Genomic DNA, 12,569 nt, shown 5'->3' with positions numbered 1-12,569 from the left:
AGTGCTGGCGAAGTATTGACGCAACCCAGAACGGCGGGCGACACCGGTCCAGACCACCCTGCCGAACACCCTTGTCGGTGACGCGGGGCAGGACGAGGCTCACCGGATCACGGACCGGGAGGAGGTGCCCATGACCGGCAACCCGCTGGAGCACGGTCGCTTCGTCACCGACGGCGGCCTCGAGACCGACCTGATCTTCCACCGCGGCGTCGACCTGCCCGAGTTCGCGGCGTTTCCCCTGGTCGACCACGCCGACGGACGGCACCTGCTGACCGGCTACTACGACGACTACGCGGCGATCGCCCGCGATGCGGGGGCCGGGCTGCTGCTCGAGACACCGACCTGGCGGGCCAACCCCGACTGGGGTGCCGCCCTGGGCTACGACGCCGCGGACCTCGACCGGTTCAACCAGGCGGCCGTCGAGCTGCTGCTGGTCTTCCGCGAGCAGCACCCCGATCTCACCGTGCTCGTGTCCGGGAACATCGGGCCGCGCGGGGACGGCTACGTGGCGGGGGAGAAGGCCGACCCCGACGAGGCCGCGGACTACCACGCCGCCCAGGTGCGGTCGCTGACGCGGGCCGGCGTGGACGCCGTCCACGCCCTGACGCTCACCGGCCCGGAGGAGGCGGTCGGCGTGGTCCGCGCCGCCCGCGACGCAGGCATCCCCGTCGGCATCTCGTTCACGGTCGAGACCGACGGCCGGCTGCCCGACGGCACGCCGCTCGCCGACGCGATCGGTCAGGTGGACGCCGCCGCACCGCCGGACTGGTTCGGCGTCAACTGCGCGCACCCGACCCACGTCACCCCGGGCCTCGACGGGGGAGCCTGGCAGTCGCGGATCTCGACCGTCCGCCCCAACGCCTCGACCATGACGCACGAGGAGCTCGACGCCATGGAGGTCCTCGACGAGGGCGACCTCGGGCACCTCGCCAGCAGCCTCGGCGAGCTGCGTGCCGACCTCCCCGCGCTCACCACCATTGGCGGGTGCTGCGGCACCGACGCGCGGCACGTGCGTGCCCTGTGGGGCGTGTGAGACCAGCGCCTCCACAGGTGTCCACGAGAAAGCCGCAATTTCATGACAATTGCGTTGGTGCTCGAGGCCCGCGGCGGCACCGTGGAACCAGCTCCCGGCCGGTGGGAGTCAGCCTCTCGGGAGGCACGTGCCGAGCAGTCAGGACCTCCCATGTCCGTTCACCGTCGTACCTCCGACACCGCGATCCACCGTGGCCCCCGCCGCCTGGGCGGCCTGCTGCGGCCCGCCCCCAAGCCGCGTCCGCGCCACCGCGGGGACCGGTCGGAGTCCCAGCAGTCGCCCCAGCCCGCGCACGCCTGAGGTCCCGGCCGCGGCCCGGGGGTCAGAGCACCCGCACCCGCGTGCGGTGACCCTCGGTGAACTCCCAGACGCGCAGCGACATCTCCCGGCTCAGCCGGATGCAGCCGTGCGACTGGTCGAGGTTCGTGCCGAGGTACCAGTCGGGGTGCATCTGCCGCATCGTGCTCTTGTAGACCGGGATCCGGTGGAAGCCGACCCCGCAGGGCGCGAAGCGCACGAAATTCATCAGCCACAGCGTGCCGCTGACCGAGCTGTTGCGCTTCACCCGGGCGGGGCGGCCGCAGTAGGAGCCGGTGGCGTGCCACCCCGTGGGTAGTGCGGACGGCAGGTCGACCATGCCCTGCTGTGCGCGCACCTCACCGCCCGCGCCCACCAGCCAGACCCAGTTCTGGCGCTGGCTGATCACGACCCGCCGGCCCTTCCCGCTGCCTCCCGGCACCGGACGTACGTCGCAGCGGTGCGCGTCGTCGGCGTACAGGCGCTTGCGGGTGGCGTCGGTGAGGTGCCCGTGGGCCGGCAGCCGGTGCCGGGTCTGGAACCGGACGACGGCCGAGCGCGCCCACGGGTCGAGGACGCCGTCGGCGCGTCCCGCGCTGCAGTGGAGGTCGTTGAGCCGCTTCTGCGCGCGCTCGACCCACGGCTTGCCCGCGGCGACGGAGGGTGCGGCGGGCAGGGCGACGGCGAGCGTGCCGGCGACGACGACGGCGACCAGCGCGGCCAGGGCGCGGTGGAGATGACGCATGGGTCCTCCCGGGACGGACGACAGGGGGCCGGACCGGTCGGTCCGCCCCCCCTGTCCGATGCTAGGTCGCCGACGGCGGCCCGCGTCAGTGGAAGCGCCGACCGGTGGCGCGCTCGCTGATGCCGTCGGTGTCGAGCAGCATGGTCAGGCCGCCGTTCCAGAAAGCGAAGCCGGCGCCGGTGATCATCGCGAGGTCGAGGTCCTCCGGGGCCGCGACGACGCCCTCGTCGAGCATCAGCCGTGCCTCCTCGGCCAGGGCGCCGAGCACCCGCTCGCGGACCTCCGCCGCCTCGAGCACGACCGGCTCGGCCGGCTGCTCGAGCATCGCCTCCACCTCGGGGTCGAGCGCACCGTCGGGGCCGTAGTAGCCGGGCTTGCGCGCCGCCACCACCCGCTCGAGCGCGGGGGAGACGTGGAAGCGGTCGGGGAACGCCCGGTGCAGCGTCTCGCTGTTGTGCAGCGCGATCGCCGGCCCGACGAGCGAGAGCAGGACGAACGGCGGCATCGGCGCGACGCCCGCGAAGGCGCCGTCCACGACCGGCACCGGGGTGCCCTCGTCGACGATCCGGCCGACCTCGCCCATGAACCGGCCGAGCAGCCGGTTGACGATGAACGACGGGCTGTCGGTGACCAGGATCGTGGTCTTCTTCAGCGCCTTGCCGGTGGCGAAGGCCGTCGCCAGCGTCGCGTCGTCGGTCGCGCCGCCCCGCACGATCTCGACCAGGGGCATCACCGCCACCGGGTTGAAGAAGTGGAATCCCACGACCCGCTCGGGGTGCTCGAGGTCGGCCGCCATCTCGGTGATCGACAGCGACGAGGTGTTGGTGGCCAGCACGCACTCGGGCGAGACCACCTTCTCCACGTCGGCGAACACCGACTTCTTCACCGACATCTCCTCGAAGACGGCCTCGATCACGAAGTCGGCGTCGGCGAAGGCGTCGGCCTTCTCGACCACGCCGGTGACCAGGCCGCGGTAGCGGTTGGCGCGGTCACGCGACAGGCGCCCCTTCGCCTCGAGCTTGCCGATCTCGTCGTGCACGTAGGCCACGCCCTTGTCGACGCGCTCCTGGTCGAGGTCGGCCAGCACGACCGGCACCTCGAGGCGGCGCACGAAGAGCATCGCGAGCTGGCTGGCCATCAGGCCGGCGCCGACGATGCCGACCTTGGTGACCGGACGGGCCAGGGAGCGGTCGGGTGCGCCCGCGGGGCGCCTGGCGCGCTTCTGCACGAGGTCGAAGGCGTAGAGCGAGGCGATCAGCTCCGGCGTGCGCGACATCGCCTCGAGCGCGTCGTCCTCGCGGGCGAACCCGGCGTCGCGGTCCCCGTCGCGGGCGGCGTCGATCAGCTCGACCGCCGTGCGCGCGGCCGGGCTGGCGCCCCCGGTCTTCGCCTGCACCAGGGCGCGGCCGCGCTCGACAGCGGCGTCCCAGGCGGCGCCGCGGTCGACCTGCGGGCGGTCGACGACGAGCTCGCCGCACAGGACGGCTGCCGCCCAGCGCAGCGACTCCTCGAGGAAGTCGGCGCCCGAGAAGACGGCGTCGGCGAGGCCGAGCTCGTACGCTGCCGCGCCGTTCAACGTCTTTCCGTTGCTGAGCGGGTTCTCGACGACCACGGTCACCGCGGCGTCCGCGCCGAGCAGGTTCGGCAGCAGGAAGGCGCCGCCCCAGCCGGGAACCAGGCCGAGCATGACCTCGGGCAGACCCAGCGCGGGGGCGGAGTCCATCACCGTGCGGTAGGTGCAGTGCAGCGCCACCTCGAGGCCCCCGCCCAGGGCGAGGCCGTTGACGAAGCCGAACGACGGCTTGCCTCCGGGGTCGCCCAGCTTCCGGAAGACGGCGTGCCCGAGCTCGGCCACGACGCGCACGGCGTCGGGCCCGCCGCCGGCGATCGAGGTCAGGTCGGCGCCCGCGGCGAGGATGAACGGCTTGCCGGTGACGCCGATCGAGGTGATCTCGTGGTCCGCCAGGGCCGCGTCGATCGCGGTGTTCAGCTCGAGGAGCGACCTGGGGCCGAAGGTGTTGGGCTTGGTGTGGTCCTCGCCGTTGTCGAGGGTGATCAGTCCCATCACGCCGGCGCGGCGGCCCTCCACGTCGGGCAGGGCGACCTTGCGGAGGTGGGCGTGCGTCACGCGCTCGGCGTCGGAGGAGATCTCCTGCGCGCGTGCCAGCAGGGCGGTCATGTCGCTCATCAGGCGTCCTCTCCGGCGTAGTGCGGGTTCTCCCAGATCACGGTGCCGCCCATGCCGATGCCGATGCACATCGTGGTCAGGCCGTAGCGGACCTGGGGGCGCTCCTCGAACTGCCGCGCGAGCTGGGTCATCAGCCGCACGCCGGAGGAGGCGAGCGGGTGGCCCATGGCGATCGCGCCGCCGTAGGGGTTCACGCGCGGGTCGTCGTCGGCGATGCCGAAGTGCTCGAGGAAGGCGAGCACCTGCACCGCGAACGCCTCGTTGACCTCGAAGGCGTCGATGTCGTCGATGGTCAGGCCGGCCTGGGCCAGCGCCTTCTCGGTCGCCGGGATCGGCCCGGCGCCCATCACCTCGGGCTCGACGCCGACGAAGGCGTAGGTGACCAGCCGCATCTTCACCGGCAGGCCGAGCTCGCGCGCCGTCTGCTCCTCGGCGACCAGGCACGCGGTGGCGCCGTCGTTGATGCCGGCGGCGTTGCCCGCCGTCACCTTGCCGTGGGGGCGGAACGGGGTCTTGAGCGTCGCGAGCGACTCCAGCGTGGTGCCCGGCCGCATCGGCTCGTCGGACGTCGCCAGGCCCCAGCCATGCTCGGCCGAGCGGGTGGCGACCGGCACCAGGTCGGGCTGGATCTTGCCGGCGTCGTACGCCGCGACGGTCTTCGCCTGCGAGCGCACGGCGTAGGCGTCGACGCGCTCCTTGGTGATCGAGGGGTAGCGGTCGTGCAGGTTCTCGGCGGTCTTGCCCATCACCAGCGCGTCGGGGTCGACGAGGCGCTCGGAGAGGATCCGCGGGTTGGGGTCGACGCCCTCGCCCATCGGGTGGCGGCCCATGTGCTCCACGCCGCCGGCGATGGCGATGTCGTAGGCGCCGAAGGCGATGCCCGACGCGGTCGTGGTGACCGCGGTCATCGCGCCCGCGCACATCCGGTCGATGGCGAAGCCGGGGACGCTCTGCGGCAGGCCCGCGAGCAGGGCGGCGGTGCGGCCGATGGTCAGGCCCTGGTCGCCGATCTGGGTGGTCGCGGCGACCGCCACCTCGTCGACGCGCTCGGGCGGGAGCGAGGGGTTGCGGCGCAGCAGGTCACGGATGCACTTGATGACGAGGTCGTCGGCGCGGGTCTCGGCGTACTGGCCGGACGCCTTGCCGGTGCCGAACGGCGTGCGGACGCCGTCGACGAAGACGACCTCCCGCAGTGCTCGGGTGGCGGTGGGCACGAGGTTGCCTCCTGGGGCGCGGGGTGGGGACGCACCAACGTTACCGCGCAGTAACAACGTGCGGAACGCGGTCGCCTGTTGCGGTGGTCACCCCGGCGCGGGGTCCGTGCCACCGCCCGCCGCTGGACCGCGGGGGCACCCGACCGGGAATACTGGGCCCCGCTCCGCGGCTCATCCCCGGGCAGGCCCATCCACCGCATCCCCCGAGAGGACGGTCCGCGTGTCCAAGGAATCCCGGCTGGTGCACATCGTCGACGACGTGCCCGAGCTCGACGTCCACGGTGAGTCCGTGGACGGGCTCGACCGCTCGCTGACCCTGGTGCTCGTGCTCGACGGGTTCCTCGACGCCGGCAGCGCCGCCGCCCGCGCCGCCCAGCACCTCGTCGACCTCAGCCCCGACAGCCGCGTGGTGGCGACCTTCGACGTCGACGAGCTCCACGACTACCGCGCCCGGCGCCCGGCGATGTCGTTCGTCCGCGACCACTACGAGGGGTACGACGCCCCGCGTCTCGTCGTGCGGCTGCTCACCGACACCGGCGGCACGCCGTACCTGCTCCTCCACGGGCCCGAGCCCGACAACCGCTGGGAGGCCTTTGCCCGCGCGGTGCGCCGCGTGGTCGAGCGGTTCGGCGTCACCCGGGTGGTGAGCCTGGGGTCGGTGCCGATGGCGGTGCCGCACACGCGCCCGATCGCGATCACCCCGCACGCGAACCGCTCCGCGCTGCTCACGGCCGAGAGCCCGTGGCGCGGCGAGCTGCGGATCCCCTCGAGCGCGCAGGCGCTGCTCGAGGTGCGCCTGGGGGAGTGGGGCCACGACGCCCTCGGCTACGTCGCGCACATCCCGCACTACCTGGCGCAGCTGGAGTACCCGCGCGCCTCGACCGCCCTGCTCGAGCACCTCGAGATCGGCGGGCACCTGACCGTCGACCTCTCCGGGCTGCGGGCCGAGGCCGAGGACCGCGAGGTCGAGATCGCCCGCTACCTCTCCAGCAACGAGGAGGTCAGCGCGGTGGTGGCGGCGCTCGAGCAGCAGTACGACGCCTTCGAGCGCGCCGAGGAGTCGGGCTCGAGCCTGCTGGCCCAGGACCAGCCGCTGCCGACGGGGGAGGAGATCGGCCAGCAGTTCGAGCAGTTCCTCGCGGGCCTCGACGGCCCGGACGCCGACGGCGAGGAGGACCGCGCGTGACCGCGGCCCGGGAGCTCGTCGAGCTGCTCGACCTCGAGACCCTCGACACCAACCTCTTCCGCGGGCGGCAGCCCGACACCGACCGGCAGCGGGTCTTCGGCGGTCAGGTGGCGGCCCAGGCGCTGGTGGCGGGCATCCGCACCGTCGACGCGGCGTACGTCCCGCACTCGCTGCACTCCTACTTCCTGCGGCCCGGTGACACCTCGGTGCCGATCGTCTACGACGTCGAGGCCCTGCGCGACGGGCGCTCGTTCGCGACCCGGCGGGTGGTCGCCCGCCAGCACGGCCGGCCGATCTACTTCCAGACCGCGAACTTCCAGCGCGTCGAGGAGGGCCTTGAGCACCAGGACGTGATGCCGACGGTGATCCCGCCGGAGGAGGGCCTCGACATCGTCGACCTGATGCGGCGGGCCGGCAACGACGAGGCCGACGCGCTCGCCAAGGAGTGGGCCTCGCTCGAGGCGCGCTACGTCGGCAACTCCCAGCAGGGCCTCGACGAGGACCCCGCGCGCCCCTCGCGGGCCCGGATGTGGATCCGGGTGCAGGAGGAGCTCGGGGACGACCAGCAGCTGCACCTCGCCGCCTTCACCTACGCCAGCGACATGAGCCTGCTCGGCGCGACCCTCGCCGCCCACGACCGGCGGCCGCCCGAGGTGATGATGGCCTCGCTCGACCACGCGATCTGGTTCCACCGGCCGTTCCGGGCTGACGAGTGGTGGCTCTACGACCAGCACTCGCCCTCTGCGCAGGGGGCCCGGGGGCTGGCCTTCGCCGAGGTCTACACGCGTGACGGGACCCTCGTGGCGTCGGTCGCCCAGGAGGGCCTGATCCGGCTCCGCACCCGCTGACCGGGCGCACGGGGGACGGCTCAGAGCGCCCGCGCCCGCCCCACCAGGTGGGCGGCGCCGTCGGCCGGGTTGGCCAGCGAGAAGGTCCGCTCGTGCCGGTCCCCGGCCGTCGCGAAGCGCACCGAGCCGGGCAGCAGCACCGGCTTGCGGAAGGCGACCTCGACCTGCACCGCGTCAGGCAGCCGGTTCTCCAGCGCTGCGAGGCAGCGGGCCAGGGTCGACATCCCGTGCGCGATCTGCCGCGGGAAGCCGAGCGCCCGCGCGGTCCACGGGTAGAGGTGGATCGGGTTGCGGTCGCCCGAGACCGCCGCGTAGCGGCGTCCGAGGTCGGCCGGGAGCCGCCACTCGATCCCGCCGGGCAGCGGGTCGGGCAGCGTCAGTCCGGGGCCCGGCTCGCCGCTGGCGGAGGCTCCGCGGCGAAGGTACGTCGAGACCGACTCCCAGGCCACGTGCTCGCTGCCGCGCACCTCCGTGACGAAGTCGACGAGCGCTCCTCTCGGGTGCGGGCGCGGCCCGCGCACCGTCACCGTGACCTCGAGCGCCTCGCCGACCTCGATGGCGCGGTGCGCGGTGATCGTGTTCTCCAGGTGCACCGAGCCGATGGCCGGGAACGGGAACTCCGGGCTGGTCATCAGCTCCAGGTGCAGCGGGAACGCGAGCACGTGCGGGTAGGGCAGCGGTGCTGTGTCCTTGTGGGGGAAGCCGCAGACGGCGCCGTACGCCGTGACGTGGTCGCGCTCGACGGAGACCTCGCGCGACGCGGACAGGCTGCCGAGGTCGGCTCCGGGCACCTTGCGCACCCCCGGCAGCTGGTTGACGACCGGCACCGACGGCAGCGCCGCCTTGAGGAGCACCGGCAGCACGTCAGGCCCCGAGCATCATCTGGCCGCAGACGCGCACCACGTTGCCGTCGACGGCGGTCGAGGCGGGGTTGGCGAACCAGGCGATGGTCTCCGCGACGTCGACCGGCTGGCCGCCCTGGCTCATCGCGTTGAGGCGACGGCCCACCTCGCGGGTCGCGAAGGGCACCGCCGCGGTCATCTTCGTCTCGATGAAGCCCGGTGCGACGGCGTTGACCGTGATCCCGTCGGGCAGCTCGCCCGCCAGGGCGTCGACCAGGCCGATCACCCCGGCCTTGGAGGTCGCGTAGTTGGTCTGGCCCGCATTGCCGGCGATGCCCGCGATGGAGGCGACGCCCACGATCCGGCCGTTGGCGTGGACCACCTTCTGGTCGAGCAGCTCGCGGGTGATCCGCTCGGGCGCGACGAGGTTGACGTCGAGCACCGACGTCCAGCGGTCGCCGGAGGAGGAGGCGGCCATGTTGGCCAGCTTCTTGTCCCGCGTGATGCCGGCGTTGTGGACCACGACGTCGACGCCGCCGTGCTTCTCCTGCAGGTGGTGGGCGATCCGCTGCGGGGCGTCCTTGCCCGTGATGTCGAGGGTCAGGTGGTCGCCGCCGAGCTCGGCCATGAGCTCCTGCAGCTCGCTGGCCGCCTGCGGGACGTCGATGCCGACCACGGTCGCGCCGTCGCGGTGGAGCACGCGGGCGATCTGCTCGCCGATGCCGCGGCTGGCGCCGGTGACCAGTGCGGTCCGCCCGGCGAGCGGCCGCAGCCAGTCCTCGACCTGCCCGGGCGACGTGGTGCCGGTCGCGCCGACCCGGACCACCTGGCCGGAGACGTAGGCCGACTTGGGGCTGAGGAGGAAGGCCAGGGTCGAGGCGACCGCTCCCTCGGCGCCCTCCGCGACGTAGGCCAGCTGGCTGGTGCCCCCGCGGCCCACCTCCTTGCCCAGGCTGCGGGTGAAGCCCTCGAGCGCGCGCTGCGCCACTCGCTCCGGGCCGTGGCACAGCTCCGGGGGAGTACCGAGGACGACGAGCCGGGCGCAGGTCGTCAGCGAGCGCATCAGGGGGGTGAAGAAGTCGCGCAGCGCCACGAGGTCGGAGGCGCTGGTCAGGCCCGTGGCGTCCAGCACGAGGCCCCGGAACGTCGTGTCCCCGGGCCCTCCGGACGCGTCGGTCGACGCGATGCCGAGCCCGTCGAGGATCTCGGGCAGCGGCCCGGCGAGCCGGCCGCGGCCGCCGAGGCCGACCACGCCGTCGACGAGCGGCTCCCCGGCGGTGTAGCGGTCGAGCCGCACGGGGTCGGGCAGGCCGAGGTTCTTCACGAGGACCCGGCCCAGCGGGGACTGGACGAAGCCCTGGTAGCGGTCGCTCATGAGTACATGTAACTGTCTGTGTAACTCGGAGTCCACATTTCGTGACCTGCCCCTCATTGCGTTCCGTCGGGCCGGACCCGTCGTCCACGATAGGCGCATGCAGACCACCACCCGCCGCGTCGCCGTGCTCGGCGGCAACCGGATCCCGTTCGCCCGCTCCAACACCGCCTACGCGACCGTGTCCAACCAGGACATGCTCACCGCGGCCATCGACGGGCTGGCCGCCCGGTACGGGCTCGAGGGGGAGCGGCTCGGGGAGGTCGTCGCCGGTGCGGTGCTCAAGCACAGCCGCGACTTCAACCTCGCCCGCGAGGCGGTGCTCGGCTCGACGCTCGCGCCGGAGACGCCCGCCACCGACATCCAGCAGGCCTGCGGCACCGGCCTGCAGGCGGCGATCCAGGTCGCGAACAAGATCGCCCTCGGCCAGATCGACGCCGGCATCGCGGGCGGCACCGACACCACCTCCGACGCCCCGGTCGCGATCAGCGACCGGCTGCGCGGCAAGCTGATGAAGGTCAACGCCGCGCGCGACACCACCGGCAAGCTCAAGGCGCTGGGCTCGATCCGGCCCGGGGACATCGGGCTGGAGATCCCGCGCAACGGCGAGCCCCGCACCGGGCTGTCCATGGGCGACCACGCCGCGCTCACGGCGCTGGAGTGGCAGGTGGGGCGCGAGGAGCAGGACGAGCTCGCCGCCCGGTCCCACCAGCGCCTCGCCGCGGCGTACGACGCCGGCTTCCTCGACGACCTGGTCACGCCCTTCCACGGCCTCGAGCGCGACAACAACCTGCGACCGGACTCCTCGGTCGAGAAGCTCGCCACGCTGAAGCCGGTCTTCGGCAAGGGCTCGGCGGCGACGATGACGGCCGGCAACTCCACCCCGCTGACCGACGGCGCCTCGGCGGTGCTGCTCGGCTCGGAGGAGTGGGCCGAGGAGCACGGCCTGCCGGTGCTCGCCTGGCTCACGGCGTACGAGACCGCCGCCGTCGACTACGTCCACGGCGCCGAGGGCCTGCTGATGGCACCGGCGTACGCCGTGGCGCGGATGCTGCAGCGTGAGGGGCTCTCGCTGCAGGACTTCGACTTCTACGAGATCCACGAGGCCTTCGCCTCGCAGGTGCTGGCCACGCTCGAGGCGTGGGAGGACCCGGTCTTCTGCAAGGAGCGGCTGGGCCTCGACGCCCCGCTCGGCGCGGTCGATCGGGACAGGCTCAACGTCAACGGCTCCTCGCTGGCCGCGGGCCACCCGTTCGCCGCGACGGGCGGGCGGATCGTGGCCAACCTCGCGAAGCTGCTCGACCGCAACGGTGGCGGACGCGGCCTGATCTCGATCTGCGCGGCCGGCGGCCAGGGCGTGGTGGCGATCCTGGAGAGGTGACCGGGGGTTCACGTCGCCGTGCGCGGGGTACCACCCGCGCATGGTGGAGGTCGGGGAGGTCCTCGCCGGGCGTTACGCGCTCGGAGACGTGCTGGGGGCCGGCGGCAGCGGCGTGGTCCGGCGGGCACGCGACACGCTGCTCCACCGCGACGTGGCGATCAAGCAGCTGCGCGCCGGGCAGGACGACGACGTGCTGCGGGCGCGGCTGCAGGCCGAGGCGCGGCTCGCCGGCTCGCTGCACCACCCGGGCGTGGCCGAGGTCTTCGACTACCTCGAGGTCGACGGACAGCCCCACCTCGTGCTCCAGCTGGTCGAGGGGACCTCGCTCTGGCAGGTGCTGCGCGACCGGCGGACCCTGCCGGTGCGCGAGGTGCTCGACCTCGTCGCCCAGGTGGCCGACGCGCTCGAGGCCGCGCACGAGGCGGGCATCGTGCACCGCGACCTCAAGCCCTCCAACGTGATCGTCACCGACGAGGGCAGGGCGGTGCTGGTCGACTTCGGGATCGCGCGCAGCGCTGACGCCGAGCCGCTCACCTCGACCGGCACCATCGTCGGCACCGTGGACTACATCAGCCCCGAGCAGTGCTCGGGCCACACGGCCACGCCTGCCTCCGACCTGTGGTCGCTGGGCATGCTCGCCTACGAGTGCCTCACCGGCCACAAGCCGTTCCGCCGCGAGACACCGGTCGCCACCGCGCTCGCGGTGCTGCACGACGACCTCCCGCCGATCGAGGGCCAGCCGCCCGGCGTGGCCCAGCTGGTGGCGGGTCTCGTCGTCCGCGACGCCGGGGCCCGGTTGGGCCATGCGGGAGTGGTGGCCGACACCGCGCGCGAGATCCTGGCGGCGCTGACCGAGGAGACCGAACCCGTGCGCCCGGTCCTGCCGCCGGCGCCCGGCGCCTCCGCGCTTGCGGCGTCCCGGGAGCGACCCTGGCGACGAGCCCTGCGCTCGCGGCGTACGGCGGTCGCCGCGGCACTGGTGGCCGCGAGCCTCGTCGTGATCGGCGGGGTGGCCGCGCGCTCCGAGCCGGACCGGGTGCCCGACGTCGGCCACGCGACCTGGGCCGCGGCCGACACCCGCCTGACGCGCGCCGAGATCGACCACCGCCGGGTGCTCGTCGACGACCCCTCCGCGGAGACGGGAGACGTGCTCGGCCAGTCGCCGGCGCCCGGCAGCCGGGTCGACGACGACACCGTCGTCGTGGTGCGCGTCGCGTCGGGGCAGACGACCCTCGACGCCGACGACGTGACCGGTCTCGGCTACGCCCGCGCGGCGCGCAAGCTGGTCGCCCTCGGCCTCGTCCCGAGCCGGGGGAGCGTGGTGAGGTCCGACGGTGACGGCGCGGTGGTCGCCGTACGACCCGCCGGACGGCTGCCGGTCGGTGCGACCGTGGAGCTCGTGGTGGCGGTCGCCCCGACCCCGGCGTACTCCTGGAGCAGCGAGGAGGGGTGACGGCCGCGGC

Annotated in this window: 10 protein-coding genes; 5 read left to right on the top strand and 5 right to left on the bottom strand. The window is 73.6% G+C overall.

The genetic code is table 11. The features are described from left to right. Nucleotides 1–130 precede the first annotated feature (130 nt). Complete coding sequence (locus ACFPGP_RS18835) at nt 131–1,033, top strand: homocysteine S-methyltransferase family protein (protein ID WP_378592452.1); 903 nt, start codon at nt 131–133, stop codon at nt 1,031–1,033. Nucleotides 1,034–1,355: 322 nt separating this feature from the next. On the opposite strand, the gene ACFPGP_RS18830 is transcribed toward ACFPGP_RS18835, so the two are convergent. From ACFPGP_RS18830 to ACFPGP_RS18820, 3 genes are all read right to left on the bottom strand, one after another. Next, nucleotides 1,356–2,075: a peptidoglycan-binding domain-containing protein gene (locus tag ACFPGP_RS18830; protein ID WP_378592450.1), complete on the bottom strand. Its 720-nt coding sequence runs from the start codon at nt 2,073–2,075 to the stop codon at nt 1,356–1,358. A gap of 85 nt (nt 2,076–2,160) precedes the next feature. Beyond that, the gene (locus tag ACFPGP_RS18825; protein WP_378592449.1) at nt 2,161–4,263 is read right to left on the bottom strand and encodes a 3-hydroxyacyl-CoA dehydrogenase NAD-binding domain-containing protein; all 2,103 of its coding nucleotides are present in this window, start codon (nt 4,261–4,263) and stop codon (nt 2,161–2,163) included. After that, nucleotides 4,263–5,477: a thiolase family protein gene (locus tag ACFPGP_RS18820; RefSeq protein ID WP_378592447.1), complete on the bottom strand. Its 1,215-nt coding sequence runs from the start codon at nt 5,475–5,477 to the stop codon at nt 4,263–4,265. Before ACFPGP_RS18820 ends, ACFPGP_RS18825 begins: the two co-directional genes overlap by 1 nt. 220 nt (nt 5,478–5,697) lie before the next feature. Here ACFPGP_RS18820 and ACFPGP_RS18815 point away from each other — a divergent pair, with 220 nt between their 5' ends. Further along, entirely contained in the window at nt 5,698–6,663 is a 966-nt protein-coding gene (locus ACFPGP_RS18815; protein ID WP_378592446.1) for a PAC2 family protein, read from the top strand. Then, nucleotides 6,660–7,511 (top strand): acyl-CoA thioesterase, encoded by an 852-nt coding sequence (locus ACFPGP_RS18810; RefSeq protein ID WP_378592444.1) that lies wholly within the window; start codon nt 6,660–6,662, stop codon nt 7,509–7,511. Before ACFPGP_RS18815 ends, ACFPGP_RS18810 begins: the two co-directional genes overlap by 4 nt. Nucleotides 7,512–7,531: 20 nt before the next feature. Here ACFPGP_RS18810 and ACFPGP_RS18805 read toward each other — a convergent pair whose 3' ends face one another. Together ACFPGP_RS18805 and ACFPGP_RS18800 are read right to left on the bottom strand one after the other, a co-directional pair. Next, a complete protein-coding gene (locus ACFPGP_RS18805) occupies nt 7,532–8,374 on the bottom strand; it encodes a MaoC family dehydratase (RefSeq protein WP_378592443.1) in 843 nt (280 codons plus the stop codon). 1 nt (nt 8,375) lies between these two features. Then, complete coding sequence (locus ACFPGP_RS18800; protein WP_378592442.1) at nt 8,376–9,728, bottom strand: 3-oxoacyl-ACP reductase; 1,353 nt, start codon at nt 9,726–9,728, stop codon at nt 8,376–8,378. Between the two features lie 97 nt (nt 9,729–9,825). On the opposite strand from ACFPGP_RS18800, the gene ACFPGP_RS18795 reads away from it, so the two are divergent. Continuing rightward, entirely contained in the window at nt 9,826–11,106 is a 1,281-nt protein-coding gene (locus ACFPGP_RS18795; protein ID WP_378592441.1) for an acetyl-CoA C-acetyltransferase, read from the top strand. 40 nt (nt 11,107–11,146) lie between these two features. Next, nucleotides 11,147–12,559 carry a serine/threonine-protein kinase gene (locus tag ACFPGP_RS18790; RefSeq protein WP_378592439.1) on the top strand — a complete coding sequence of 471 codons (1,413 nt, stop codon included), beginning with the start codon at nt 11,147–11,149 and terminating at the stop codon, nt 12,557–12,559. The last annotated feature ends 10 nt before the right edge of the window (nt 12,560–12,569 follow it).

The organism is Nocardioides taihuensis, from assembly GCF_042657275.1.
Taxonomy (GTDB): Bacteria; Actinomycetota; Actinomycetes; order Propionibacteriales; family Nocardioidaceae; genus Nocardioides; species Nocardioides taihuensis.
This window is presented reverse-complemented; position numbering and strand designations above follow the sequence as displayed.

Coding starts and splice junctions, on each gene's coding strand:
- ACFPGP_RS18790 (WP_378592439.1), top strand. CDS start 11,147: ATGGTGGAGGTCGGGGAGGTCCTCGCCGGGCGTTACGCGCTCGGAGAC.
- ACFPGP_RS18830 (WP_378592450.1), bottom strand. CDS start 2,075: ATGCGTCATCTCCACCGCGCCCTGGCCGCGCTGGTCGCCGTCGTCGTC.
- ACFPGP_RS18825 (WP_378592449.1), bottom strand. CDS start 4,263: ATGAGCGACATGACCGCCCTGCTGGCACGCGCGCAGGAGATCTCCTCC.
- ACFPGP_RS18800 (WP_378592442.1), bottom strand. CDS start 9,728: ATGAGCGACCGCTACCAGGGCTTCGTCCAGTCCCCGCTGGGCCGGGTC.
- ACFPGP_RS18835 (WP_378592452.1), top strand. CDS start 131: ATGACCGGCAACCCGCTGGAGCACGGTCGCTTCGTCACCGACGGCGGC.
- ACFPGP_RS18795 (WP_378592441.1), top strand. CDS start 9,826: ATGCAGACCACCACCCGCCGCGTCGCCGTGCTCGGCGGCAACCGGATC.